Source organism: Pantoea sp. VS1, from assembly GCF_002207995.1.
Taxonomy (GTDB): Bacteria; Pseudomonadota; Gammaproteobacteria; order Enterobacterales; family Enterobacteriaceae; genus Pantoea; species Pantoea dispersa.
In genome coordinates, this window is sequence record NZ_NHZE01000045.1 from 466,036 (window position 1) to 490,830 (window position 24,795).

22 protein-coding genes and 1 pseudogene are annotated in these 24,795 nt (G+C 56.1%); 7 read left to right on the plus strand and 16 right to left on the minus strand.

All coding sequences use genetic code 11. The features are described 5' to 3' along the window. The first annotated feature begins 41 nt into the window (after nucleotides 1-41). On the plus strand, nucleotides 42-944 hold the full coding sequence (locus tag CBW22_RS19055; RefSeq protein ID WP_088517524.1) for a LysR family transcriptional regulator: 903 nt from the start codon (nucleotides 42-44) through the stop codon (nucleotides 942-944). Nucleotides 945-997: 53 nt separating this feature from the next. On the opposite strand, the pseudogene CBW22_RS19060 reads toward CBW22_RS19055, so the two are convergent. Further along, nucleotides 998-1,144, minus strand: a pseudogene (locus CBW22_RS19060) (hypothetical protein); the annotation flags it as partial. Nucleotides 1,145-1,193: 49 nt separating this feature from the next. Then, nucleotides 1,194-1,988, minus strand: coding sequence for a helix-turn-helix transcriptional regulator (locus tag CBW22_RS19065; protein WP_088517526.1), 795 nt, complete (start codon nucleotides 1,986-1,988; stop codon nucleotides 1,194-1,196). Nucleotides 1,989-2,093: 105 nt separating this feature from the next. On the opposite strand from CBW22_RS19065, the gene CBW22_RS19070 reads away from it, so the two are divergent. Then, on the plus strand, nucleotides 2,094-3,179 hold the full coding sequence (locus tag CBW22_RS19070) for a zinc-binding dehydrogenase (protein WP_254919540.1): 1,086 nt from the start codon (nucleotides 2,094-2,096) through the stop codon (nucleotides 3,177-3,179). A 111-nt stretch (nucleotides 3,180-3,290) separates the two neighbouring features. On the opposite strand, the gene CBW22_RS19075 is transcribed toward CBW22_RS19070, so the two are convergent. From CBW22_RS19075 to CBW22_RS19095, 5 genes are all read right to left on the minus strand, one after another. Next, the gene (locus CBW22_RS19075; RefSeq protein ID WP_021508704.1) at nucleotides 3,291-3,518 is read right to left on the minus strand and encodes a YgdI/YgdR family lipoprotein; all 228 of its coding nucleotides are present in this window, start codon (nucleotides 3,516-3,518) and stop codon (nucleotides 3,291-3,293) included. Between the two features lie 22 nt (nucleotides 3,519-3,540). Beyond that, on the minus strand, nucleotides 3,541-3,768 hold the full coding sequence (locus CBW22_RS19080) for a YgdI/YgdR family lipoprotein (RefSeq protein ID WP_021508703.1): 228 nt from the start codon (nucleotides 3,766-3,768) through the stop codon (nucleotides 3,541-3,543). Nucleotides 3,769-3,955: 187 nt separating this feature from the next. Continuing rightward, nucleotides 3,956-4,210, minus strand: coding sequence for a biofilm development regulator YmgB/AriR family protein (locus tag CBW22_RS19085; protein ID WP_125310694.1), 255 nt, complete (start codon nucleotides 4,208-4,210; stop codon nucleotides 3,956-3,958). An 18-nt stretch (nucleotides 4,211-4,228) separates the two neighbouring features. Then, on the minus strand, nucleotides 4,229-4,432 hold the full coding sequence (locus CBW22_RS19090; protein WP_021508701.1) for a hypothetical protein: 204 nt from the start codon (nucleotides 4,430-4,432) through the stop codon (nucleotides 4,229-4,231). Nucleotides 4,433-4,575: 143 nt separating this feature from the next. Next, nucleotides 4,576-5,193: a TetR/AcrR family transcriptional regulator gene (locus CBW22_RS19095; protein ID WP_088517527.1), complete on the minus strand. Its 618-nt coding sequence runs from the start codon at nucleotides 5,191-5,193 to the stop codon at nucleotides 4,576-4,578. Between the two features lie 188 nt (nucleotides 5,194-5,381). Between CBW22_RS19095 and CBW22_RS19100 the strand changes: the two genes are divergently transcribed. Continuing rightward, the gene (locus tag CBW22_RS19100) at nucleotides 5,382-6,110 is read left to right on the plus strand and encodes a YoaK family protein (RefSeq protein ID WP_010615793.1); all 729 of its coding nucleotides are present in this window, start codon (nucleotides 5,382-5,384) and stop codon (nucleotides 6,108-6,110) included. Nucleotides 6,111-6,121: 11 nt separating this feature from the next. Continuing rightward, nucleotides 6,122-6,694 carry a pyridoxamine 5'-phosphate oxidase family protein gene (locus CBW22_RS19105; protein ID WP_088517528.1) on the plus strand — a complete coding sequence of 191 codons (573 nt, stop codon included), beginning with the start codon at nucleotides 6,122-6,124 and terminating at the stop codon, nucleotides 6,692-6,694. Nucleotides 6,695-6,697: 3 nt separating this feature from the next. Here the strand turns inward: CBW22_RS19105 and CBW22_RS19110 are convergent, their stop codons facing one another. The 5 genes from CBW22_RS19110 to treZ all read right to left on the minus strand — a co-directional run bounded on the left by CBW22_RS19110 (nucleotide 6,698) and on the right by treZ (nucleotide 16,495). Then, the gene (locus tag CBW22_RS19110) at nucleotides 6,698-7,894 is read right to left on the minus strand and encodes an MFS transporter (protein ID WP_088517529.1); all 1,197 of its coding nucleotides are present in this window, start codon (nucleotides 7,892-7,894) and stop codon (nucleotides 6,698-6,700) included. Nucleotides 7,895-8,082: 188 nt separating this feature from the next. Continuing rightward, nucleotides 8,083-9,726 carry a methyl-accepting chemotaxis protein gene (locus CBW22_RS19115; protein ID WP_088517530.1) on the minus strand — a complete coding sequence of 548 codons (1,644 nt, stop codon included), beginning with the start codon at nucleotides 9,724-9,726 and terminating at the stop codon, nucleotides 8,083-8,085. Between the two features lie 357 nt (nucleotides 9,727-10,083). Beyond that, the gene (gene glgX, locus CBW22_RS19120) at nucleotides 10,084-12,159 is read right to left on the minus strand and encodes a glycogen debranching protein GlgX (RefSeq protein WP_088517531.1); all 2,076 of its coding nucleotides are present in this window, start codon (nucleotides 12,157-12,159) and stop codon (nucleotides 10,084-10,086) included. A gap of 59 nt (nucleotides 12,160-12,218) precedes the next feature. Further along, nucleotides 12,219-14,714, minus strand: coding sequence for a malto-oligosyltrehalose synthase (gene treY / locus CBW22_RS19125; protein WP_088517532.1), 2,496 nt, complete (start codon nucleotides 14,712-14,714; stop codon nucleotides 12,219-12,221). Continuing rightward, nucleotides 14,711-16,495: a malto-oligosyltrehalose trehalohydrolase gene (gene treZ, locus CBW22_RS19130; protein WP_088517533.1), complete on the minus strand. Its 1,785-nt coding sequence runs from the start codon at nucleotides 16,493-16,495 to the stop codon at nucleotides 14,711-14,713. Before treZ ends, treY begins: the two co-directional genes overlap by 4 nt. Nucleotides 16,496-16,823: 328 nt before the next feature. Between treZ and CBW22_RS19135 the strand changes: the two genes are divergently transcribed. Beyond that, the gene (locus CBW22_RS19135; protein WP_021509571.1) at nucleotides 16,824-17,033 is read left to right on the plus strand and encodes a CsbD family protein; all 210 of its coding nucleotides are present in this window, start codon (nucleotides 16,824-16,826) and stop codon (nucleotides 17,031-17,033) included. A gap of 228 nt (nucleotides 17,034-17,261) precedes the next feature. Here the strand turns inward: CBW22_RS19135 and CBW22_RS19140 are convergent, their stop codons facing one another. The 4 genes from CBW22_RS19140 to CBW22_RS19155 all read right to left on the minus strand — a co-directional run bounded on the left by CBW22_RS19140 (nucleotide 17,262) and on the right by CBW22_RS19155 (nucleotide 22,231). Then, entirely contained in the window at nucleotides 17,262-18,200 is a 939-nt protein-coding gene (locus CBW22_RS19140; RefSeq protein ID WP_088517534.1) for a bifunctional helix-turn-helix transcriptional regulator/GNAT family N-acetyltransferase, read from the minus strand. A gap of 154 nt (nucleotides 18,201-18,354) precedes the next feature. Beyond that, nucleotides 18,355-19,638: an MFS transporter gene (locus CBW22_RS19145; RefSeq protein ID WP_088517535.1), complete on the minus strand. Its 1,284-nt coding sequence runs from the start codon at nucleotides 19,636-19,638 to the stop codon at nucleotides 18,355-18,357. Nucleotides 19,639-19,773: 135 nt separating this feature from the next. Continuing rightward, nucleotides 19,774-21,207, minus strand: coding sequence for a glycine betaine/L-proline transporter ProP (gene proP / locus CBW22_RS19150; protein ID WP_031280122.1), 1,434 nt, complete (start codon nucleotides 21,205-21,207; stop codon nucleotides 19,774-19,776). A 484-nt stretch (nucleotides 21,208-21,691) separates the two neighbouring features. Beyond that, nucleotides 21,692-22,231 (minus strand): nuclear transport factor 2 family protein, encoded by a 540-nt coding sequence (locus CBW22_RS19155; protein WP_021509568.1) that lies wholly within the window; start codon nucleotides 22,229-22,231, stop codon nucleotides 21,692-21,694. Nucleotides 22,232-22,351: 120 nt separating this feature from the next. On the opposite strand from CBW22_RS19155, the gene CBW22_RS19160 reads away from it, so the two are divergent. Next, nucleotides 22,352-23,245: a LysR family transcriptional regulator gene (locus CBW22_RS19160; RefSeq protein WP_088517536.1), complete on the plus strand. Its 894-nt coding sequence runs from the start codon at nucleotides 22,352-22,354 to the stop codon at nucleotides 23,243-23,245. Between the two features lie 230 nt (nucleotides 23,246-23,475). After that, entirely contained in the window at nucleotides 23,476-24,795 is a 1,320-nt protein-coding gene (locus CBW22_RS19165) for an MFS transporter (protein WP_176428144.1), read from the plus strand.

A 24,795-nucleotide genomic window follows, 5' to 3' on the forward strand; every position in this document is an offset into this window, starting at 1 on the left:
ATGAGCCTGAAAAACAAATAACTGTTGCATGAGGTGCAATAATGCATGACGACGATTATCGTCAGCGGGAGGCTTTTCTTGCAGTAGTTCGCGCTGGCAGCTTTAGTGCTGGTGCGCGCGATTTGGGAAGAGATGTCTCTGTCGTTTCCCGGCGTGTAGCTGCATTAGAAAAACGTCTGGGAATTCGCCTGCTGGAACGCACCACCCGCCGCATACGTCCCACAGAAGAGGGCTTACGCTATCGGCAAAAAATTGAATTGGCAGATGAATTGCTGCGGGAAGCGGAAGAGGAAGCCCGTGATTTGGCAGCGCGTCCGGCCGGGACGATTCGCCTTACCGTTCCCGCCTCATTCGGACGAAAGTGGGTCGTACAGGCCTTACCATTCTTTTTAAAAGCCTATCCTGACATCCGTATTGTGCTGCACTGCAGCGATCGCTACGTAGATTTACTGGGTGATAATTTTGATATGGCAATCCGTATTGGTGTTCTGAAGGACAGCAGATTAATTGCCCGAAAGCTGGCAAATACAAGTCGCATTTTATGTGTCGCGCCGGATTACCTGGAGCGCCATTCTCCTGTAACACACCCTCAGGACCTTCGTAAGCATGATTGCCTGGGTTTCACACCCATGCACAGCTGGCCCGAATGGCGACTCGAGAAAGACGGTCAACAGATAGCGGTACCTGTTAAGACGCGTTACGAGAGTGACGAAATGGATGGGCTTATACTGGCCGCTCAATCGGGTATGGGGATATTACTCGCGGCCAACTGGCTGGTACAGAAAGAACTGGCTGAGGGTTCACTGGTGCCAGTGCTGTCGGACTGGCAGGCAACAGGCGAGGATGGTGTCTGGTTAATGAAACCTTCAAGCCAGTTGCAGTCGGCAAAAATCAGTGCATTAACAGACTGGCTGACTTTATGGTTTTCTACACCACGCTGGTAGCCTGCGGGATGCAATATGAAACAGCCTGTCACCTGTTCTGAATAGCAGATGGGTTAGGTATGTACAGCTTGTGCAGTCAAGTAGTCGACATACCCCGGATAATGTCGGCACTCCTGGAGGTAATAACGTATTTCTTCACGCTGCTGCCGCTCCACTTCGTCATGGATCACCGGCAGGTTAGATCGCTCTTTATAGGCTACGGCAGACTCAGCGAAACCCCCTTAACACTGCTCCGGAGGGATAACGATGTCATATCACCTTGCTGCCCGATGCCGATAACAGCGGAACATAAATTGCCAGCTTGAGTGCAGGGGAGTCATTTGAAGTAAACGTTGAATAGCTGAATGTCCGCGTTATCCCGTCTTTTCCAGTGAGTTTTTTCTCTCCGGACACCGGCGCTGTTATCACATGCTCGCTCCACCATGTATCAAACTCCGGGCATTCACGGCTTAAGCGTTCTACCAGCGCAGTGAAGGTCTCATCGTCTGCATTTCGTGAATAACTGGAATGAAACAGGCCAAGCATTCTCTGTGCCTCTGCAGGCCAGGTGTCGCCAAAAAGGTATCTGGCCTGCTCTGTAGTGAACATGAAAACCATGATATTTCGCTCATTCGCAGCCAACAGGCTGAAGTCCGTGATGACCTGTTCTGCTGTAGAATTCCACACCAATACATCCCATCTGTCATTGGTGATGTAGGCAGGCTCACTCAGCGCCCTGACCAGATGCGATAAGCTAGCCGGGACTTCATGTTCGATATCTGCACTTTTTTTCCGGCCTGTCAGTGTTCTCAGGTGCAGAAATTCTGCCTCGTTCAGCTGCAGAGCTTTACCCAGGGCGTTAACTATCCGTTCGGAAAGCGTGCTGACCCGTCCCTGTTCGATTTTGGTATACCATTCCGTACTTATTCCCAGCATCGCCGCAACTTCCTCACGCCTTAGCCCGGGCGTCCGCCGTCTTTCTGGCCCGGCAGAGGGGGGACGCTGAGGCTTCACCCTTGCACGTCGTGAACGTAAAAACTGACTGAGCTCAGTATTCTTAACCATTTTTTGAACCTGGTAGTAAATTATACCTGTATAAAACTAGTGTATTTTACGCCGTTTTTGGTCGCCCTATGATGGTTTCATATTGTTCTATGCCCTCAGGAGAATATGACCATGAAAGCTGCTGTGCTTACTGCCTTTGGCCGTCCGCTAGACGTTAAGAATGTGCCTGCACCGGTGATGGGAACCGGGGAAGTCACTGTCGATGTGGTTGCGGCGCCCGTTCTCTCCTACACGAATGAAGTACTGAGTGGGGAAAGAAAATATCTTTTACCTGTGCCGGTCATCCCGGGCTGTGGTGCCATCGGAAAGGTTCGCCAGACCGGCCCTGACTCAGCCTGGCTGAAACCAGGAGACTGGGTATTTTGCGATCCGACGGTGCGTTCCCGTGACAACGCGCTGTCGCCAGAAATTGTCCTTCAGGGATGGAGTGCCCGTGGTGAAGGAGGACAAAAAATCCAGCAATATCACCTGAATGGCAGTCTTGCTGAACAAATACGCATTCCGACTGAAAACGCAGTGCCCATTGGCGACATATCGCCTGCAGAAGCGGGGCGGTGGTGTGCCATCAATACGCTGCTTATAGCCTATGGCGGATTGTTATCTATGGATTTGAAAGCGGGAGAGCGCCTGCTGGTCAGTGGCGCAACCGGTAATTTCGGCAGTTCCGCTGTGCTTGCTGCCCTGGCCATGGGAGCCCATAAAGTCATCGCACCGGGCCGTAGTGAACAGGTGCTGAACGATTTGAAAAAACGTTTTGGATCGCGTGTGGAAACAGTAAAGCTCACAGGTACAGCAGAGATCGATATTTCTGCCATGAAGCACATGGCCGGGGGACCCATTGATGCGGTCCTTGATTTCCTTCCGCCGTCTGCGCAGGCCTCTGTCGCCCGGAATGCGATTATGTCAGTCAGACCTTATGGTCGTGCAGTCCTTATGGGCGGTGTTGGCATGCTGGGTGGGGACGATCTTTCGCTACCTTATCCCTGGATAATGCGTAACCTCATTACCGTAAAAGGGCAGTGGATGTATGAACCTTCGGCAGTCCCTACGCTCTGCGGCCTTATACGCGCGGGACTGCTTGATCTAAGCCACTATGACGTAACCGAGTTTCCGCTTGAGAGAGTGAATGATTCAGTCGCGCATGCTGCGAAAAACAGCGGGCCGTTTAAACTCACCGTCGTGCGTCCCTGACCATAGGCGCCGCGGTGGACCGGATTGCTCTCCTACGACGGCCCTGCGTATGGGTTCAATCACAACGTTCTGGCACAAAAAAGCCCGCTGCGCGGGCTTGATAAGAACCGATTAATGCGGAATCTCAGAGACCTCTTTGACATCCGCTTTGTTGATCTGCTGTTTGACACCATTGGCATCAACGTAGCCCAGCAGTCCGCTTTCCGCTTCCTGCGGTTTACCATCGCTGACAATGGTACGGCCATCATTGGTATGAATGGCGTAGCTGGTACGGGTACAGCCGGTCAGGGCGCTCAGTGCCACAATGGCTGCCAGTGGTAACAAAATCACTTTTTTCATGTCGCTCTCCCTATCGAGTAGATCAGTTGTTCAGTTCACTCATATTGGTGATCTGGTCACGGTTAATCTGTTCTGTTTTACCGGTTTGCGCATCTTTATAAGAGACCAGGCCAGTATCACTATCCACCTGTGGCTTACCATCGGTGACGATAGTGCGTCCGTCGGTGGTTTTAATCGCCTGATTCGATGAACAGCCGGCGATGGCAAAAATCGATGTCAATAACACAGCCGCTACAGTCAGTTTCTTCATAGTAATTTCCCTGATTGGTCTGAAGTCCAGCTATAAGCGTAGAACAAAATCCGGATTCTGGTCTGACCTGACTCGCTTTCTTTGCACAATTAATGCGGTTTAGCGTGCAATTGATGAGGAGGAAATTACCAGGCGCGGCTAATGTGTTTCGCCGCGTATATTGGGAAGGCAGGATAGCGTTGCGATATTACTCAGCGGCCAGGCGACCAAGCAGCAGAGAAAAAATAGCCTCGTAATGCGTTTTCAATATCACATCGTCGCACTGGTCGAGACGTGCTATTAGCGCGACAAACAGGGTTTTTCGGTTCAGCAACTTGCCGCTACACAAAATTTCCTGCACCAGCGTGCCAAGTAACTCATGCTGCTTTGCCTGCAGCGATCCACCAGTCCATGGTAATGCATCTTCAGAATTATTATGAAAAGGATCGTATCGCATCATCATTACCCTGATAGCAGTGCGTTAATTCAGCTTTTTGGCCAGCAGCCTGATCGCATTATCGCAGGCCTGCTGGATGGCCGGATTCTCCGAGCGCAAGCCCGTGCGATACAGCGCGCCAATTATTTGCTGAACAGATAAGGTTTCACCCGGTTGTACAATCTGTGTGACGACTTTGCCCAATAAAAGATAGATCTCATCGGCATCTTCTAATTCATCGTGCTTCACTCAACCCCCGGGACAAATAAACATAAATCTACGTAATATGTTACTGCCTGATAAATATTATTAAGCGCGCCATTCCAGGGTTTAAAACGTTATCGCGGCGAATATTAATTAGGAAACGCCTATTTCCTAATAGGCCAGACGAATCAGTCCAGAATGCTGAGCACCATATTAATGGTTTCTTTGCCATTAGTCACATCCTGAATTTTGCCTACCACGCGCATACCAAATGCCACGCAAAGCAGCAGTCCGGCGGCGGTGTCGGCATCCAGTCGTGGCGAAATCGATCCGTCCTCTTGCCCCTGCTCAACCAGCGAAGTCAGGAAGTTGCGGTTGCGTAATACCGCTTCACGCACCAACTGGGATAACTCTTCATCCAGCGTTTGCAGTTCCACGGTACTGCCAACCACCAGGCAGCCGCGTCTGCCCTCGATCTCGCTGGCTGAGTCGAGATAAAACTGCAACAGCTCAGCAATGCGCGCCCGGCCGGTCGGGTACTGTTGCAAACGGGTGCGCAGGTCCACATTGCGCAGCAGGATGTAGCGCTCAAACACCCGCAGAAACAGGGAACGTTTATCCTGAAACGCTTTATAGATACTGCCCGCCGTCAGGTTCATCGCTTCACCTAAATCGGCAATCGAGGCCGCATGAAAACCCTTCTGGCGGAACACGATCATAGCGCTGTCGAGCGCTTCGTCGATATCAAAGTTGCGCGGTCTGCCGCGCTCTCTGGCAGCCGGCACCGGATTGGGTTTACTGGTCATAATGCGTGCTATTTAGAATGAATCGTTTCCAAATTATCCGGCTTATCGGTGACAGGGTCAAATCCTGCACAAACGCCTGGCCCGGCGTGCAATGATCGACAGCGAGCCGCGTTAATGTTCAGCCCAGCTAGTTGAGAATTTTTGACCGCCGGAGGATGATAAACCTTTTGCCGGGCCAGGACCTTTTCATGCTGATCTCCACTGAGGATACGCGCACTTTCAACACCGACATCCGCCTGGCGGCGACGCTGGCCGCCGTGGCGGGCGCACTGAACACTGCGGCGTTCGAAACGGTTGGTTTCTTCTCCGCCAACATGACCGGTAACGTCTCATCCCTGTCCGATCATCTGGCGAAAGCCAATCTGCATATCGGGCTGTTCTTCCTGCTGATTGTGCTGTTATTCATCGCCGGTTCGTCGGTCTCCACGCTGATCATCAATTCCGGCCGCAGGCGGCAGATACGCGGCATCTACGCCATCAATATTCTGCTGGAGGGCATTGCGTTGCTGGTGCTGGGGATTGTCGAAAGCGGCTTTCATTTCAGCGAGGGCGGTGTGTTACTGATTCTCAGCCTGAGCTTTCTGATGGGCCTGCAAAATGCGGTGGTAACGCGCATCTCCAATGCTCGCGTGCGCACGACGCACGTTTCCGGCACGTCAACCGATATCGGCATTGAGCTGGCGATGCTGTTCGACGTGCTGCGTCGCAAAGAGTCACCAAAAGACGCGCCGCTGTATATTGAGCGGCTAAAACTGCATTGCTACACCGTGCTGGCATTTCTCGCTGGCGGCGTGCTGGGCATTCTGCTGCTGCAGTGGCTAAGCTACGCGCTGCTGATCGTCATTGGGTTACTGCTCAGCGCGCTGGCGCTGTCGGCGCTGAAACGTGCGGGCAGCAATCCGCTTCACGCCCGCTAAGGAAGGGAATCATGATCTCGCTCGACGACCGCCTGCAAGCCATCTGGCAGTTGCTTAGCACTGCCACCACTTCTCGTTCGGCTTTCACCCTGATGCAGCTGGCAACGGTGACCGCTGACGGCCAGCCCAGCCTGCGCACCGTGGTGATACGGCAGTTTTTGCCCGCGCTGCCGGCCCTGCGTTTTACCGCAGATCGGCGCAGCGCCAAAATGCAGGATATTGCAGCCCAGCCGCAGGTGGCGTTACTGGCTTATGATGCCGCCAGTCGCGTTCAGCTCAGGCTGGCGGGCACGGCTCAGCGCGTTGACGATGCACAACAGCGTGCCGCAGCCTGGCATGCATTGCGCCCGCACTCACACGCGTTGTTTCAGTCACCGGTCAGGCCGGGCAGCGTAATTGCCCATCCTGATGACGCACTGCCTGCCAGCGCGCAAAAAGCGGGCTCCGGGCCTGACGAGTACTTCGCGCTGGTGCAGATCACCTTGCACAGCGTGGAGTGGCTGGATGTCAGCCGCGAGCCCCATCAGCGCGCACGATTCGAGGCCACTGCGGCTGGCTGGCAGGGCAGCTGGCGCGTGCCCTGAGATTTATTGTTCCGCCGGTGTTTTTGCCTGACGCGGGCGGCCAGCCGCACCGGCGCACACCAGCGCCAGTAGCACCATGATCAGTACCGGCAGCATCGCCATGCGCAATCCGGCATGTTCGCCGATAAAGCCCAGTCCGGGCGGGCCGACCAGAAACGCCAGATAGCCCAGCGTGGCGGCAATCGTGACGCGCACCGCGCTGTTATGGCCATCGCCCGCCGCCGAGACCGTTAGCGGGAAGCCGAGCGACGCGCCGACGCCCCAGAACAGCACGGCCGCCGCCGCCAGCCATGGGTTATCGGAGAAAATCACCAGCGTCAGCCCCAGCGCGGCGGAGAATGCGCTGGCGCGCAGTACCCAGACACGGCCCAGACGATCAACCACCAGCCCACCGAGAAAGCGCCCCAGCGTCATGCCGGCGGTGAAGCCCGCGTAGACCAGCGTGCTTTGGGTATGATTGAGGTTATGGCCGTCGATCATCAGTAACGGCAGCCAGTCGTTAGCCGAGCCTTCCGCCAGCGCCATCGCCAGAATCACCACGCCGAGCACCAGCAGCTGGCGGTCACGCAGTTCACGTCCAACCTGGGCCAGAAAGCCGCCATGATGCGGCTGTTCGCTGCGTTCGCTGTCGCTGGTGGCGGGCAGATGGCGTAGCGCCAGGGCGGCAATCAGCAGGTTAACCAGCAGCACCACGCTAAAGTGCCAGTGGGTGCTGATATCGGCTGCGGTCATGGCCAGCCCCGCCAGTGCACCGATCAGCGTGCCGAAACTGAAGAAGCCGTGAATGATCGTCATGATTGACTTGCCGATGCGCCGCTCAAACGCTGCCCCTTCGACATTAACCACCACATCCATCAGCGCGGTTCCGCCGCCCAGCAACACCAGACTGGTAAACACCAGCCCGCTACTGGCGAGCGTTAACGCAACGGTTATCAGCACCAGGCCACCGAGCAGGATCAGGTAACCCGTGCGCATCACCCGGCTGGTGCCAAAGTGCGCGACCAGCTTACCGGCCAGCAGCACGCCCAGCATGGAGCCACAGGAGAAGCCAAACAGAATCAGGCCCATCATTTCCGTCGAGGCGTGCAGCACATCGCGCATAAAGGGCGTGCGGCTAACCCAGGAAGCCCAGGTAAAGCCAGGAATAAACATCAGGCCAAAGATGGCCCATTTACCGCGTGTCTGTTGCTGAGGGTGCATAAGGTTCCTTTAGGGAGCGGCGGGCATGCGGAGGTGAAACGCTTTCGTTGCTGATGACCGTTAGCATGGTTCACAGAATAGCAGTTTTGCTGGCGCTCGTTGAGGCGATGTCGCTCGCGCCAGCGCGCCGGGGGGAATTCGTCAGTGGGAGAAAGCCCCTCCGCGCGACAACGCGGAGGGCAACGGGATTAGAAACTCTGCCAGTCGGCATCGCTGGCCAGTGCCAGGCGTCCCGGCTGTGGTGCTTTGTGGCTCGCCGGCGCAGGCTTGATGACCGGCGTTGCGCCGGATTCCGTCAGCACGAAGCGGGTCACCAGCTGGTTGAGCGTCTGGGCCTGCTCCTGCAGCGATTGCGACGCGGCTGAGGCCTGTTCCACCAGCGCGGCGTTCTGCTGCGTCACATCATCCATCTGATTCACCGCCTGCTGCACCTGGCTGATGCCCTGACTCTGCTCAACCGCGGCCGCGGCGATTTCGCTCATCAGTTCGCTGACCTGATGGATAGCGTCATTCATTACCTGCATGTTGCTGCTGACGTCGCTGGCCTGGGCGGCCCCGGCTTCAGTCAGTCGATGCGACTCTTCAATCAGCCCTTTGATTTCGCGTGCGGCCGAGGTTGAGCGCTGCGACAGGCTGCGTACTTCACCCGCCACCACCGCAAAGCCCTTGCCGTGCTCACCGGCGCGTGCGGCTTCGACTGCGGCGTTGAGCGCCAGAATATTGGTCTGGAAAGCGATGCCTTCGATCATTGAAACAATGTCCGTGACCTTGCGCGAGCTGCCACGAATGTCATCCATGGTCGAGAGCATGGTGCTGAGCGAGGTACCACTTTTTTCCGACAGCGAACTGGCGTTAGCCGCCAGCTGGCTGGCCTGACGCGTGTTATCGGCGGTCTGACGTACGGTTTCACTCAGTTCAGTCATGCTGGCCGCAGTCTGCTCCAGTGAGGCGGCCTGCTGTTCGGTACGCGCAGAGAGATCTTCATTGCCGGCGGCGATTTGCACCGATGCGCTGCTTACCGAATGCGACGCGCTGCGCACGGCACTCAACGAACCGGCCACGCTGCGCATCAACTGATTAAAGGAGCGCGCCATATTGCCCACCTCATCGCGACGGCTTTCGTCTGCGCTGAGCGTCAGGTCGAGATTTTCACTGGCGCGCATCATCACTTTGCCGACATCCGCCAGGCTGCGGCGGATGCGCAGTACGGTGAACAGGGCGAACAGACCGAATACCAGCACTGTTGCAACCACGCCGCTGATGGTCGTCCACAACACATTATGGAAGGTGCTGCGGTTGGTGGCGCGTAACTCGTCGCCAATGGCGATGTTCAGCATCAGCTGTTTCTGATAATCGGCAATCAGCTGACGAATGGCGGCACCGATGCCGCTCTGGCCCTCAATCAGGTCGAGGCTGATGGCATTCTGGTGTGCACGCGACGCACTGAGAAAAGCGGGCAGTCGCTCATTCACGCGCTGAATATTGCTAAAGGCCACCTCAGTCAGGCGCTTATCTTCCTCGCTGGAGATATCATGCTTCATGTAGTAATCGGTGAGCGATTTCAGCCCGCCGATCTGTTTATCAATGTCCGCTTCAACGGCGGGCATGTTGCTGTCCTGCAACTGGGTCTGGTGTTTGTACAGCGTCAGCGCCAGCTGGTTGCTGCGATCAATCAACGTATTGAGGTCTTTGATCGAGGGGATGGCGTTGGTTTGCACATATTCAAAGCGCTCCTGGAAGCCGGAAAGCAGTGAGATGGCGAGCACGGCTTGCAGAATGATGGCGCCAAACAGCATGGAAAAGGTCAGTAACAATCGTTGGGAGATGTTCATCTTATTATCCTTAATCTAAACGCACCCCGACGCCTGACGCGGCGGGTACAAGGGCAGATTAAAGAACATCGGCAGATTGTGGTTTTTAGTTAATGAAATTTTAGCACCGGGTAGCAGAAGAGTCTGGCGGGTTAACAGTGGAGCCGGTCGCCGTGAACGGCGACCCTGGGGTGGTGCGGGTTGAACGATGGGTGCAGAATGCGACAAGGTCGCCGTAAACGGCGACCCTACAGTGCATGTCCCGTTATTACCGTAGGGTGCGCATTCATGCTCACCTGGAAACCGGGAGTGCATGTCCCGTTGTTTCTGTAGGGTGCGCATTCATGCGCACCTGGAAACCGGCACCCCGTGCACAACTCACGGCCGGCGGAATAGCGCCAGACTGCGGCCCTCCAGCTCGAAATCCTTCTCTTTGGTAATCACCAATCCCTTACTGGCGCTGTCGGAGGTGGTCAGCTCCAGCACCCAGCCGCCTTCACCAAACTGCGGGATGCGGAACGGCACATTGCCTTCAAACGGATTGAACAGCATCAGCACATCGTGCCAGATACCCTCTTCGGTTTGCAGGTCCGGACGCCCGATGTACACGCCGAGCGTCGAGCCTTCATCCCACTGTTCCGCCTGCTGAAAACCGCCGCCAGCGTTAAACCATTTAATCTCCATGCCGTCGCGCCAGCTTTCACGTCGCAGCAGCGGCTGCTGCGCGCGCAGCGCAATCACCTGACGGGTGAAATCGCGTAACGCATCAGCGGAAGCCGGCAGATCTTCCCAGTGCAGCCAGGAAATCTCGCTGTCCTGACAATAGCCGTTGTTGTTGCCCATCTGGCTGCGGCCAAACTCATCGCCCGCCAGCAGCATCGGTGTGCCGTGAGAGAAAAACAGCGTGGCGAGGAAGTTACGCTTCTGCCGCTCGCGCACCGCGTTGATGCCTTCGTCGTCGGTGGGGCCTTCGGCACCGTAGTTGTATGAACGGTTATCGTTATGGCCGTCGTTGTTATCTTCCCCGTTGGCATCGTTGTGCTTGTCGTTGTACGAGACCAGATCGTTCAGCGTAAAGCCATCGTGCGCGGTGATAAAATTGACGCTGGCCCACGGGCGGCGGCCGCGTTGATCGTACAGATCGCCGGAACCAAGCAGGCGCGCGGCAAAGTCGGTTGAGACGTTGTCGCCTTTCCAGTACTCACGCACCGTGTCGCGATATTTGTCGTTCCACTCAGCCCAGCCGGGCGGGAAACCACCCACCTGGTAGCCACCGGGGCCGATGTCCCAGGGTTCGCCGATCAGTTTCAGCTTAGACAACACCGGATCCTGCGTCATGGCATCAAAGAAGCCGCCACGCTGATCGAAACCTTCCGGCTCGCGGCCGAGAATGGTGCCGAGGTCGAAGCGAAAACCGTCGATATGCATCGATTCTGCCCAGTAGCGCAGCGAATCCGTCACCAGCTGCAGCACGCGCGGATGGGAGGTATTCACCGTGTTGCCAGTGCCGGTATCGTTGATGTAATAACGGTGCTGATCCGGCAGCGTGCGGTAATAAGAGAAGTTATCAATGCCTTTAAACGACAGCGTCGGCCCCAGTTCGTTGCCTTCCGCGGTGTGGTTATACACCACGTCGAGAATCACTTCGATGCCGGCATCGTGGAAAGCGCGCACCATGTCGCGAAAGCCCTGAATACCGCGCGGGCCAAAATAGCGGCTGGCAGGCGCAAAAAAGGCCAGCGAGTTATAGCCCCAGAAGTTTTTCAGTCCGCGATCCAGCAGGTGCTGGTCGTCCGGGAACCAGTGCACCGGCAGCAATTCCACTGACGTCACGCCGAGGCTTTTGATGTAGTCGACGGTGGATTTGTGGCTCATGCCGTCATAGGTGCCGCGCATCTCTGCCGGAATCGCTGGATTAAGCTGGGTGAAACCTTTGACGTGGGTTTCATAAATCACCGTACTGGACCACGGAATGCTGGGCCGGTTGTGGTCCTGCCAGTCGAACGCATTGGTATCAATCACCCGGCACTTGGGAGTAAACGGCGCGCTGTCACGGCTATCCAGCGTCAGATCTTTATCTTCGTGCAGTAAATCGTAAGCGAAGTGCGCTTCATTCCAGTCGATGTTGCCCTGCAGCTCGCGGGCGTAGGGATCAATCAGTAATTTGCTCGGGTTAAAACGATGACCGTTTTCCGGATCGAACGGTCCGTGAACGCGATAACCATACAGCGCGCCGGGTTTCAGCCCGGGCACGTAGCCGTGCCAGATTTCGTGGGTATATTCCGGCAGATCGAAGCGGGCAATTTCATGCTGACCGCTCTCATCGTACAGACAGAGTTCGACCCGTTCCGCGTGTGCTGAAAACAGCGCAAAATTAACGCCATCCCCATCAAAGTTGGCGCCGAGCTGGTGCCCCGATCCAGCGGTGATTTCTAAAGGTTTACCGTTAGACATTCAATCCTCTCCATCCAGTGAATAGATAGTCATGTAAAACAACAGGTTTATCGGGGACGCTACTGGCTAATCAGCACCAGCGGCGCGCTATAGCTCACATTGTCCAGCGTAACATCGTCATTAATCACTACGGTCTCGCCGGTCAGCACATTGCGATAGTGGCGATGCGCCAGCGATTCCGGCAGTGCCAGTCGGGTATGACTCCACTGAGCACCATTGAAAATCAGCCGTGGCGTAATCACCAGCAGCGCGTAGTCGCTGTCCTGACGGGCAAAGGCGATCACTTTTTCCGCATGTTCGCCCGATGCACTAAGCGGTTGATAATCACCGAAGCGGAACAGTTGCGCATGGTCGCGGCGCAGATGCAGCAGGCGCGCAACCATCTGCTGCTTCAGCCGGCCGCTCAGCCAGTCCTGCTGGCTGGCGAAATCCGGCGCGGCGTGGACATCCAGCTGCGCCGTCAGCTGAGCAAAATCCGGCTCGCGTCGGTTATCCGGATCGACCAGGCTGAAATCGAGCGCTTCGCAGCCCTGATAGATATCCGGCACGCCCGGCGCGGTCAGTTTGATCACCGTCTGGCTCAGGCTGTTAACCAGTCCGGCCCGGATGAACGGCTGCAGTGCGTGGCTGAAGTCCTGCAGGAACGCCGGATTGGTGGGTGACAGCAGCTGGCGGGCATACTCCAGCACGGCATTTTCATATGCTTCGTTGCTGTCCGCCCAGTCGGTGCGTAACTTCGCTTCGCGCAGGGCTTTTTCCACAAACGGCAAAAAGCGATCGCGCAGCGCGTCCAGTGCCGCCGTGTCCTCCGGCTGCAGCGTGGTGGGCCAGACGCCCGCCAGCGCCTGGTACAGCATCCACTCAACCGGCGGTTCGGGCGCCGGGCCGTCCGCCAGCGCGACCACGTGCGGCTGATTCATCTGGCGCCAGCGCGTCACGTTCTCCGCCCACAGCGCCGGCGCTTCACTCAGGGTATACAGCCGTGCACGTGCATCCTCGCCGCGTTTGGTATCGTGCGTGGAGGTACCCGACAGCCCATCCGGCTGGTGCTGCAGGCGGGTTTGCATTTCGCGATGAAAGCGTTCAAGCGAAAACGCATGCGGCAGCGGTTCGGCACCCACTTCGTTGATTGCCAGCGCCACGTGATTGCGGAAAAACAGCGTGTCTTCGACCGATTTCGCCATCAGCGGGCCGGTCAGCTGCTGGAAGCGGGCGCGGAATTCCGCCGCATCCTGCTCGCCCTGTTCAGTGATCGCCCCCAGCAGTAATGCCTGCAAAAAGCTCAGCGCCGCAGGCGAGGCGCTATGTTTAACCTGCTCCAGCACCTGTAACAGCAACGCTTCGCCTTCCAGCGGCATACCGGCTTTGCGGCCGTAGGTGCGATACACCGGGAAGGCGATCAGCAGTTCGCGCAGCGCCACGTGCAGCTCAGCCTCACTAAAGTTGCGATGCACCAGATCGGCTGCCTCGGTAGCCAGCGCCAGCAGGCGGCTGAATTCCCCGGCAAAGTTGCGATCGACCATCAGTTCACGCGCTGCACGCAGGCCAGCCGCCACGTCGTTACGTTCAGCGGATACCGCTTCATAGGCCAGATGCAGCATATCGATCTGATTATCATCAATCAGCGCATGTGACAGCGCGGCGATAAACTCGTAACCGGTGGTGCCGGACACTGGCCAGTCGGCGGGCAGTTGCTCACCGTCAGCGAGAATCTTCTCCACCGTGATATAGCACGCGTCGCCTGCGGCCTGACGCAGCTGTTGCAGATAGCCGAGCGGATCGGCCAGCCCGTCAACGTGATCGACGCGCAGCCCGCTCACCACACCGCTGTGTACCAGTTCGAGAATCAGGCGATGCGACGCCGCGAACACCTCTTCATCTTCGACGCGCACGCCGACCAGCCCGGTAATTTCAAAGAAGCGGCGGTAGGAGAGCGCGCTGCGCGCCTCACGCCAGTTCATCAGCTGCCACGGCTGTTGCGCATGCAGTTCCGCGATGGCCGCGCGATCGCGCAACGCCAGCACCTCGTCTTTACGCTGCTGCCAGCTGGCGGGCGTCAGCGGATAGTAACTATCGTAATAGACCAGCGCCGGATTGCCGCTGTGCGGATCGGCCTTGATGCTGAGTTCATCATTGGCCAGCACGCGGTCAAAATCATCGCCGAGGAACGGCAGCGTCAGCCTGCGCGACCAGTCGATATCAAAGTAGCGCGCGTAGCGGCTGGCTTCCCCGTGTTCAATCACATCGCGCCACCAGGCATTTTCCAGCGACGCCGCCATGTGGTTAGGCACAATATCGAGGATCAGGCCAATCCCTGCCTGCTGCAGCGCCGCGCTGAGGCGGTCAAAACCGGCGCGTCCGCCAATCGCCGGGTCAATCTCATTGGCATCGGTAACGTCATAGCCGTGCGTCGAGTCGCGCGTGGCGGTAAAGATCGGCGAGGCATAAAGATGGCTGATACCCAGCTGCTGCAGATAGGGCACCAGCTGCGCTGCGCGGTCAAAAGTCATGCCGTTGCGGAACTGAATGCGGTAGGTTGCGGTTGGAATGCTCATTGCGCTGCTCCTTTTGCCAGACGCACGATGAGGGAGTGCTGCGGCAGCTCGCCGCTTTCCTGTGGCCACGCAAAGAGCGTCTCGCCGGGCATCGCGGGCAGCGGCTGGCTCTGCTGTCCAATATTCAGCGCCAGCGACAGCTGGCCCTGCGGGAACTGCCAGCTGACGGCGACAAAGCCTGGTGCGGTGCGCAGCACCTGGCCGTTATGCCTGCGGGCATCCGGCAGCAGCGGCACGATGTGCTGCTGGCGCAACGCCAGCAGCTGGCGCGTAAGCGTCAGCCACGCCTGGCCTGCGGGATTTTCCACTTTGCTCCAGTCCAGTTTCGAACGTGTGAAGGTCTCTTCAGCATTGGGATCCGGTACCGTATCGTCATGACCGGCGTGACCGGTAAATTCGCGCGCACGTCCTTCGCGCACCGCTTTCGCCAGATCGCCGTGGAAATCGGTAAAGAACAGGAACGGGTTGGTTTCACCGTACTCTTCGCCCATAAACAGCAGCGGAATATGCGGTGACAACAGCAGGGTAGCGAGCAGCACTTTGGTGCGATCGACACCGGCCAGGCTAATCAGGCGTTCGCCCTGGGCGCGATTGCCCACCTGATCGTGGTTCTGGATGAAATCGACAAACGCGACCGGCGGCTGGCCTGCGCTGGGTACGCCGCGCCGCTGGCCACTCTGTGGTGACAGCTCGCCCTGATAAGCAAAGCCCTCGGTGAGAATGCGCGCGATTAATTTCTCCGGTACGTCGGCGAAATCCTGGTAATACGCGTGCGTCTCGCCGGTGGCAAAGACGTGAATAGCATTATGAAAATCGTCGTTCCATTCACCGCTGAACAGTGGCGCGTTACCGTCCGCATCGCGCGGATGCAGGAAGATCACGTTGCGGCTGTCTTCGGTGGTGAGATGGATCGGGCGAGAGTGGATTTCGCTGCGAATGCGTTCGGCAATTTCGATCAGGACATGCTTGCTGGACGTGTCCTCAATCTGGTCGATGGCATCGAAGCGCAGGCCGTCGAGGTTAAACTCTTTCAGCCAGTAGAGCGGTGCTTCGACGATATAACGCCGCGCTGCATCGACATCGTAAGCAATCCCGGCGCCCCACGGCGTCATGCGTTCTTCGTGGAAAAAGGCCGGTGCCAGCAGCGGCAGGTAATTGCCTTCCGGACCAAAGTGGTTGAGCACAATATCCAGCACCACCGACAATCCCAGCGCGTGCGCAGCATCGACAAAGGCTTTGAAATCATCCGGTGAGCCATACGCCGAGTGCGGCGCATACAGCAGAACGCCATCATAGCCCCAGCCGCGCGCGCCGCCAAACTGCGACACCGGCAGCACTTCGAGCATGGTGATACCAAGCTCTGCCAGCGCAGGGAGTTTTGCGATAGCCGCGCGGAAGGTGCCTTCGGCGGTAAAGGTGCCGATGTGCAGCTCGTAGACCACCGTTTCATGCCAGGGCCGTCCCTGCCAGTCACGCTGCTGCCAGTCGTAATGGTGAGGGTCGATAACCAGAGAAGGGCCGTTGACATCGGCGCGTTGTGCCCGCGCGGCCGGATCGGGCACTGTGCTGCCATCGGCCAGCTCGTAGTTATATTCGCTGCCGTGACCAGGCCCGCGCAGCGTCAGGCTGAACCAGCCATCCTGCTGCGGCTGCATGGCATGCTGCTGACCATCGGCGTGAAGGGTAATTTGCTGCTGACCGGGTGCCCAAAGGCGAAACCGCATGCTGCCGTCAGCAAGGATTTCAGCACCCCAGGATTTTTCCAACGTTGTGGATTCCATTCTATTGCCTCGTTAAGCCCCGCACGGGGAATGGACGACATCAAGCGATTCGCGTTCCTTAAAACCATTTACTCTCTGAATACAAAAGACTAAATGCCCTGGTAGCAAACGGGTACGCAGATAAATCACTGAGTACCCTGAAAAATCATAGCCTATATTTTCAGATTTAATTCCCGCTGCGCTTTAAACAGTACCGCTACGTAAATTTTCCGATTTGTTCGCTTAAGCACCTTTTAATCTCAGTCATAGGCTACGCTTATCTCTGCGCAGTTAACCGCTGCGCGAAATAATGCCAGGCGGCACTGTCACCTAAATGAGGAGAACACTGATGAACGAAGATCGTATCAGCGGAAACTGGAAGCAGTTCAAAGGAAAAGTGAAAGAGAAATGGGGCCAGCTTACAGATGACGATTTAGACGTAGCCGAAGGGAAACGCGATCAATTAGTCGGCCGCATTCAGGAGCGCTACGGCTACGGTAAAGATCAAGCAGAGAAAGAAGTCAAAGAGTGGGAAGATAGTAATAAATTTAACTGGTAGTGTTGGTTATCCCCGGCACACTGATGTGCCGGGGTCTTGTTATTTATGGCTGTTTATCTTCTCAATCGGATAAATTTAAAATCCGGTTTACGTTTATTAAATACCATTTATTACTTAATCCGAAACTCATATTCAGACCTGTTTTGCTCGCATTAACCCGGCTATTTCTCTGGCCTGACGCGGTGGTGAAACGGCAGCGCATCAGCCGTTGAGAATCTTTCCCGGCCATCATCGCGTGAAGTGCTGTTCAGTCACGATTTTGCCCCACTGATCGCCCTGCCACTCGCGCGTCAGGGTGAAGCCTGCCTGCTCGTAGAGTCGTCTGGCCGCATCCAGCCCACTGAAGGTCCACAGTTGCGTTGCGCTGAACCTCTGACCATCGCAGAACGCCACAGCCTCATGAAGCAAGCGTCGCCCGATGCCGCTACCGCGACACGTCTCGTCAAGAATAAACCAGCGCAGATGGGCCTGATTATTGCCAAGATCTTCTCCGTCAATCGCCACTGAACCGACAATATTATCGTTATGCACTGCCAGCCAGATTTGATTGCGCTCACTTCCCAGCCGTCCGGCAAACTCTGCCAGCCCGCTGGCGACTTTGCCTTCAAAATAGTGACCAAACTGATGATGCCGGGCATAGTAACGGCCATGCATTTCGGCGACGCGGCCGATCATCCCGGGCCGGTAACCGCTGACGATGTCGATGGCACCTGAGGGAAGGGGCTGCGTGCCGGTCCGACAGCAACGCAGGGAGTCAGCGTAAGCGCTCAGTCCCTGCGCTACGGTGCGCTGCTGTGCCGGTTCAAGCCCGGCTAGCGCGGCCAGCACCCGTTGTGCCGCGTACTGATTGACTCTGGCAACGGTAGCCATACCCTGCGCAGTCAGTTTCAGCCTTTTAACCCGGGCATCACTGCCGTCGGCGATTTCCTGCACTTCACCAGCCGCCACCAGTCTGGCCAGCATGCGGCTGACGCTCGATTTTTCCAGACCGAGCAATTCCACTAACTGTGCAGCAGTCACTGTGCCCTGGGTTTCCATCTCCAGCAGCGTGTGGACAGCGGAAGGCGAATAGTCCGTTGCCGCCAGCGTCGGGCGCATAAATCCGAGTTCACGTACCATTAGTCGTGAGGCGGAACGTATCTGATTAACTAACGATTCAGTGGTCATGGTGCAAACGCCCGGTGGCTATAAAGTTGTATAATACAACTATTAATCGGACTGATTGTCAACAGACTAACCGGCGGCGTCGATACGGGTGAGGGCGAGCGCTCACCCTGGTAAGGCTGCATCACATGAAGTGCAGGAACGAAGCAGCATGATGTTAAAGGGGCTTGCGGTGATCGTCCTTATTAAGCGAAAGCAGCGCGACAAAACTCACTACGGCGGTGGCCATCACATACCAGGCGGGAATGTCGGCGTTGCCGGTTTGCTTCATCAGGCCGGTAATGAACAGACCTGCGCAGCCGGAAAACAGCGCGTTGGAGAGCGAATAGGCCAGCCCCAGCCCGGTGTAACGCACGCGGGTAGGGAACATCTCGGCCAGCATCGCCGGTCCCGGTCCCGCCAGCATGCCCACCAGCGCACCGGCGATAAATACCACCAGCGCTTTGATCGCCATACCGCTTTCCGGATGCTGCAACACTTTCAGCAGCGGGAAAGCCAGCACCAGCAGCAAAAACGTCGCCAGCAGCATTAATGTGCGGCGACCATAGCGATCGCTGAGTATGCCGGCCGGCAGGATGGTGGCGGCAAAGCCGAGGTTAGAGATCACCGCAATCAGCAGCGCCTGGTTAAAGCCGGTATGCAGCGCGGCCTGCAGATAGGTAGGCATGATTACAAGGTAGGTATAACCGGCGGCTGACCATACCATTAACCGCCCAATGCCCAGCCCGATAGCGCGTAGCGTGACACCCAGCGATGCCTGCTGTTGTGGTGCCGCCGGTGTCTGGCTGAACTGCGGTGATTCGTCGAGGCCGGTGCGCAGCCACAGCGCCACTGCGCCGAGCGGCAGCGCCAGCAGGAAGGGAATGCGCCAGCCCCAGGCGTTCATGGCGGCGTCTCCCAGCAGCAGCGGCAGTACTGCCACCACGCCCGCGCCCGCCAGCAGTCCGAGCGCCACCGTCAGCGATTGCCACGCGCCATAAAATCCGCGCTTGCCGGGCGGCGCCGATTCGGTCATCAGCGAGACCGCGCCACCGTATTCTCCGCCGGCAAACAGTCCCTGCAAAATGCGTAGCAGTGTAATCAGCAGCGGCGCAGCCATGCCAATGCTGGCATAAACCGGGACCAGACCGATGGCGACGGTGGCCAGTGTCATCAATACCAGCACCGCGATCAGCACCGGTTTACGGCCATAGCGATCGCCCAGGCGGCCAAACAGCACCGCCCCTAACGGGCGAAAAAAGAACGCCACCGCGAAGGCCGCATAGGTGAGGATCAGGCTGGTGAGGGCGCTTTCTCCTTCGAGCTGGAAGAAATGTTTAGCGATCAGCGTGGCCATGAAACCGTATACGGCGAATTCATACCACTCGATAAAATTGCCGACGGATCCGGCAATCAGTACGCGTTTTTGATTAACGGCGGGAGCCACGGCAGATGACATCATTATCCCTTAATGAGTAAAAAATAGTCAGAGAGGGGCAGTCTACCGCAGCCCGGGGCGATTATCTGAGCTATAAGTCTGACGCAGGGCACAAAAAAGGTGCGCATTGAGCGCACCTGATGTGAATATCAGCGAGGATTATGCTGGCTGCTGTTTTTTACGGCTGCGCTGTTTACGCAGTTTATCAATCAGTTTATGCGCCTCGGCTTTAGTCGCCACCGCAGGGGATGAACCTTTCAGCGGCTTACGTGCTGTCTCACTCAGCGTTAATACTGTTAACAAACCAATCACGCCGGCACCCATCATGTAATACGCCGGCATCATGGTATTGTGCGTGGTGTCGACCAGCCATGCGGTAATTAACGGCGTGGTGCCACCGAACAGCGAGACTGACAAATTAAAGCCGATAGCCAGCGCACTGTAACGAATATCGGTGACAAACAGTGCCGGTAATGTCGCTGGCATGGTGCCGCTAAAGCAGGTATGCAGTAAGCCCAGCACGGCCAGACCGGCAAATACCCATAGCATGTTGCCAGAACCAATCAGCATGAACGCCGGGATCGCCAGCACTAATAATCCCAGCGCGCCGAAACCAATCACCGGTTTACGGCCGATGCGGTCGGTAAAATGGCCCCACATTAAGGTCAGCGGCATCATGATAAACATCACCACCATCACCAGCAGCAGACCGGATATTTCGCTCAGCCCCAGAATGCCGGTTAAATAACTTGGCATGTAGGCGGTCAGCATATAATTAGACACGTTAAACAGCAGCACCAGGCCAATACACTTCAATAGCGGCTTACTCTGCGTGCGCAGCATTTGCCACAGCGTGAGCTGCGGCTTGTTATGTTCGGCCTCTTCACGCTTATCCATGTGCTCTTTAAACGCGGGTGTCTCTTCCAGCTTCAGGCGGATATACAGGCCAAACAGCCCCAGCGGCGCGGCCAGGAAGAACGGAATGCGCCAGCCCCAGTCCATCATCGCCTGATGCGGCAGCAGCGCAATCATACCAGTCACCAGGCTGGCGCCCAGCAGATAACCGGCCAGCGTACCAAACTCCAGGAAGCTGCCCATAAAGCCGCGGCGTTTGTCAGTGGAGTATTCCGCAATAAAGGTGGCGGCACCGCCATATTCACCGCCGGTGGAAAAGCCCTGCACCAGACGCGCCAGCAACAGCAGGATCGGCGCGGCAATACCGATACTGGCATAGCTGGGAATCAGGCCAATACAGAAGGTGCCAATCGACATCATAATCATGGTGAAGGCCAGCACTTTCTGCCGGCCAAAGCGATCGCCGAGTGGACCAAATACCATGCCGCCAATCGGGCGCACTAAAAACGCGGCCGCAAAAGTACCAAACGACGCAATAAGCTGCGCGGTATTACTGGCGTCCGGGAAAAATACCTGGCCGATAATCACGGCAAGGTAACTATAAACGCCGAAATCAAACCACTCCATGGTATTACCCAGCGCTGCTGCGCTGACGGCGCGTTTCAATAATTTGTTGTCAATGACGGTAATATCGTCAACGGTCAAATCAGGTTTATTGGTCATCGTTCCGGTGCTCATAAACTCCCCATGAGTAAAATTGGAGCGATCTTATAGCTTTCGCAGCCGGCACTTCACAAAGGGAAATGAAAGCTATAAGAGGCTGAAAGGCGGTCACCTTAGGAAAAATTTTATCTTTACGCAAGTTTGCGACATATATCCTTGCAATTAAGCGTAGCGTTAGAGTATGAGACTGTCAAAAGGCGCAGCGGCTGAAATAACCCATTATGCTGATGCTTAAAGCTGATAGCATTCTGCACATGATATTCTTTGGTGAGGCGATGATTTATAGGGAAATATGCTGCATTGCTACAGGATAAGAATGTCGACTTTGATAAATTTCATACGTTACTGGCAAGTACATCACCAAAGGATTTGGCTGAAAGGAATAGCCAGACTGTTGCCATGCTGGACACCAACCTGCGCCGCCAGTCTCGTAGCGGATTGTCATTCATGACTTAGCTGCACATCGTGGTCTGGCTCAATGACTGTCTTGTCGCGTTAATTATCGTGATTGCCGGCTGAATACATCTTTCAGACCCTGGGAAAGCAATGCGCGTGATAAACCGCTACCGTCCACCGGAATCAACGTCCTGCGATGAATTTTCCATTGGCCCGCAATGCGTTTTAACTCCCAGCGATTCACTACAACGCGGTGAATGCGATAGCCAGGAGAGCTGCCGTGATTGGCCAGCATGCGTGATTCGCCTTTATCATCCAGATAAATTAACTGTAAATAAGAGGTGACTACCGCGCTGTCTCCGCGCAGATCAATCAGGGGTAATCCGGTAAAATGCGCTAATCCGCTGGCCAGTGCTTCCTCATGCTCAGGCCGCAAAATAAAGGCGGCTATCGCCTCTGCACCCTCCGCGCCATCAAGATGAGGGCCGCGATTGAATTCACTCTTTTCCAGATAAACCGATAATGTATATTCCGCCATTGCAGTATCTGCGCTGGGAGGATGTGACGCAATCAATTCATAAATAGCCAGTTTGTCTTCGATAATTTGTAATCTCTGCGCTAATTCAAGGTTTTCCTGCAGCATAAAGTGCTCCTGATATTATTTATTAATTATGATTTGAGTGATTATAACGAGATACTTACAGGCGTGAAGTTCCTGTATCTTAATGGTGTGTTAAGTGGCAATTAATAAAGGACATCAATAATGATTAACAGCGCGGAGTATCTGGCTCTACGGGCTTTTGTCGTGGTTGCTCAGCAACTGAATTTCAGAGCCGCTGCGGAAATACTAGGGGTATCCGCGTCAGCCGTCAGTCAGCAAATCACCGCGCTGGAAGCACAACTCGGGCAACGTTTGCTGAACCGGACCACCCGGGCGGTATATCTTACCGATGATGGCAAGTCCCTGTTTCTTCAGACTGCTCCCATTATGACTAATCTGCATGAGACCCTGCAGCAGGCACACGCCAGAAGCCAGGATATTAAGGGGCTGATTCGCGTTCATGCTTTTCGATCGGGTGCTGAAATGTTTCTTGATCACAATATTGCCGGGTTTCTTACTGATTATCCCAACGTGCAGCTGGATATCACAACCAGCGATGCGCCGGTCGATCTGAGCCGCGGCGGCTATGATTTATCACTGCGCTTAGGCGAGGTGCTGGAACCGGGATTTGTTGCTATTCCATTAGGCAAGCCGCTCCATCAGATTGTGGTCGCTGCGCCAGCATATCTGGCAAAGCATGGTGCGGTTGAAGTCCCGGAAGATCTGCTCAATCACAATTGCATCGGCTGGCGCTGGCCGGGAAGTAGCAGGGTAGAGCCCTGGCAGTTTTTAAATGAGGGGAAAATTTTTGATATTCCCGTACATGGAAATCTGGTGGTAGACGATCGCGAAAGGCAGCGGCAGGCCGCTATTGCTGGCACAGGGATTGCTCAGTTAACGGCGGAACGGGTCAGTGCATCGCTGGCCGCCGGCAAGCTTTGTCGCCTTCTGCAACCCTGGGAGATGGAATTCCCGGGTTATTCACTTTGCTGGATAGCGGGTAAAGCCATGTCACCTGCCATGCGCGCGTTTATACAATGGCTGCGCATAAAATAACCCTGCCCGGAGTGTGCCAGCGCACTCTGTTCACTTCGAATAATCACCACGTATTTAGTTCATCTTCGCCCGGCTCAACCCTCTTATAAACGTTTACCAGCGGCTTCACGCTGAAACGTTTCATATCTCATTTCCTTACTCAGCCCATTGAAGAGTGGTCACCAGATGTATACAACAGAACTTGTATACAAGTGCATTTTTTATCCATGACACCAACATCGGGAAAGACCATGCAAAGTACAGATACTGAAATTGAAAAGCGGGTGATCCGTAAACTGTCGTGGCGACTGATTCCGCTGCTGATTGGCTGCTACGTGATTGCGGTGATCGATCGCGCCAATATCGGCGTGGCCGCCCTCACCATGAATGCCGATCTGGGCATCAGCGCCGCCAGTTTTGGCCTCGCCGCCGGTCTGTTTTTCCTGCCTTACGCCATCCTCGAACTGCCCTCCAATCTGCTGATGGAAAGGGTGGGCGCGCGCTGGTGGATCGCCCGCATTATGGTGACCTGGGGCATCATCTCCGGTGCGCATATGTTTGTGTGGAGTGAAAACAGCCTCTATGTGCTGCGCGCGCTGCTGGGTGCCGCTGAAGCCGGTTTCTTCCCCGGCATCGTGTTTTATCTCACCCTGTGGTTTCCGGTGGCGTGGCGCGGACGCATTATCGCCTCGTTTATGACCGGCATTCCGATTGCGCTGATTATCGGCACACCGGTTTCCAGCCTGTTGTTAGAACTGCACGGATGGCTGGGGCTGCGCGGCTGGCAGCTGATGTTTCTGCTGGAGGCCATTCCGGCGATTGTGCTGGGATTGATCGTCCCCTTTGCGTTGCCCGATCGGCCGGAAGATGCCCGCTTCCTCAGCGCAGATGAGCAGCACTGGCTGGTGACAACACTGGCTGCTGAGCGGCAAAAACTGCCGTCGCGCGGCCACGGCGGTCTGCTGAAAGCGCTGTTCAGCCCGCTGGTGTTGTTGTTCAGCCTCACCTATTACGGACTGGCGAACCTCAACGGCGCGGTGAGCACCTTCCTGCCGCTGATCATCAGCGAAACCGGCTTAAGTCATGTTCAGACCGGATTCATCACCATCATCCCTTACGTATTTGGTCTGGCCGGCATGCTGGTGCTGGGACGCATAGCCGATCGTCCCGGGTCGCGTCTGCTGGCCAATTATCTGGCGCTGATCTTCTCCTTTGTCGGGCTGTTATGCGTTGCGTGGTTCGATAACTCGCTGGTGAAAATGATGTTTTTGTGCTGTTCGGCATTTGGCTTTTTCGGCGCGATGCCGGTGTTCTGGGGATTGCCCGCGCAGTTTATCCCGGCATCCGTGGTGGCGGGCGGCCTCGCCCTGATCAATGCGCTGGGCAGTATTGCCAGTGTGGTGAATCCGTGGGTCATCGGCGTGATACGCGACCGCAGCGGCAGTTATAACGGCGGATTTTACTGGCTGGCGGCGATGGCGATGCTCTCGATCATTACCCTGAGCATCATCTTCCGTCGCCAGCGTTTACCGGCTTACCAGGCCAGCAATGAACAACGTGAGGGGCAGTAG

What these genes read in the sequence shown, in the direction of transcription:
- CBW22_RS19135 (WP_021509571.1), top strand. Translation starts at nt 16,824, where the DNA reads ATGAACGAAGATCGTATCAGCGGAAACTGGAAGCAGTTCAAAGGAAAA.
- CBW22_RS19160 (WP_088517536.1), top strand. Translation starts at nt 22,352, where the DNA reads ATGATTAACAGCGCGGAGTATCTGGCTCTACGGGCTTTTGTCGTGGTT.
- CBW22_RS19100 (WP_010615793.1), top strand. Translation starts at nt 5,382, where the DNA reads ATGCTGATCTCCACTGAGGATACGCGCACTTTCAACACCGACATCCGC.
- CBW22_RS19055 (WP_088517524.1), top strand. Translation starts at nt 42, where the DNA reads ATGCATGACGACGATTATCGTCAGCGGGAGGCTTTTCTTGCAGTAGTT.
- CBW22_RS19140 (WP_088517534.1), bottom strand. Translation starts at nt 18,200, where the DNA reads ATGACCACTGAATCGTTAGTTAATCAGATACGTTCCGCCTCACGACTA.
- CBW22_RS19110 (WP_088517529.1), bottom strand. Translation starts at nt 7,894, where the DNA reads ATGCACCCTCAGCAACAGACACGCGGTAAATGGGCCATCTTTGGCCTG.
- CBW22_RS19115 (WP_088517530.1), bottom strand. Translation starts at nt 9,726, where the DNA reads ATGAACATCTCCCAACGATTGTTACTGACCTTTTCCATGCTGTTTGGC.
- CBW22_RS19095 (WP_088517527.1), bottom strand. Translation starts at nt 5,193, where the DNA reads ATGACCAGTAAACCCAATCCGGTGCCGGCTGCCAGAGAGCGCGGCAGA.
- glgX (WP_088517531.1), bottom strand. Translation starts at nt 12,159, where the DNA reads ATGTCTAACGGTAAACCTTTAGAAATCACCGCTGGATCGGGGCACCAG.
- CBW22_RS19070 (WP_254919540.1), top strand. Translation starts at nt 2,094, where the DNA reads ATGACCATGAAAGCTGCTGTGCTTACTGCCTTTGGCCGTCCGCTAGAC.
- CBW22_RS19085 (WP_125310694.1), bottom strand. Translation starts at nt 4,210, where the DNA reads ATGATGATGCGATACGATCCTTTTCATAATAATTCTGAAGATGCATTA.
- CBW22_RS19145 (WP_088517535.1), bottom strand. Translation starts at nt 19,638, where the DNA reads ATGATGTCATCTGCCGTGGCTCCCGCCGTTAATCAAAAACGCGTACTG.
- CBW22_RS19105 (WP_088517528.1), top strand. Translation starts at nt 6,122, where the DNA reads ATGATCTCGCTCGACGACCGCCTGCAAGCCATCTGGCAGTTGCTTAGC.
- CBW22_RS19080 (WP_021508703.1), bottom strand. Translation starts at nt 3,768, where the DNA reads ATGAAGAAACTGACTGTAGCGGCTGTGTTATTGACATCGATTTTTGCC.
- CBW22_RS19165 (WP_176428144.1), top strand. Translation starts at nt 23,476, where the DNA reads ATGCAAAGTACAGATACTGAAATTGAAAAGCGGGTGATCCGTAAACTG.
- CBW22_RS19065 (WP_088517526.1), bottom strand. Translation starts at nt 1,988, where the DNA reads ATGGTTAAGAATACTGAGCTCAGTCAGTTTTTACGTTCACGACGTGCA.
- treZ (WP_088517533.1), bottom strand. Translation starts at nt 16,495, where the DNA reads ATGGAATCCACAACGTTGGAAAAATCCTGGGGTGCTGAAATCCTTGCT.
- proP (WP_031280122.1), bottom strand. Translation starts at nt 21,207, where the DNA reads ATGAGCACCGGAACGATGACCAATAAACCTGATTTGACCGTTGACGAT.
- CBW22_RS19155 (WP_021509568.1), bottom strand. Translation starts at nt 22,231, where the DNA reads ATGCTGCAGGAAAACCTTGAATTAGCGCAGAGATTACAAATTATCGAA.
- CBW22_RS19075 (WP_021508704.1), bottom strand. Translation starts at nt 3,518, where the DNA reads ATGAAAAAAGTGATTTTGTTACCACTGGCAGCCATTGTGGCACTGAGC.
- treY (WP_088517532.1), bottom strand. Translation starts at nt 14,714, where the DNA reads ATGAGCATTCCAACCGCAACCTACCGCATTCAGTTCCGCAACGGCATG.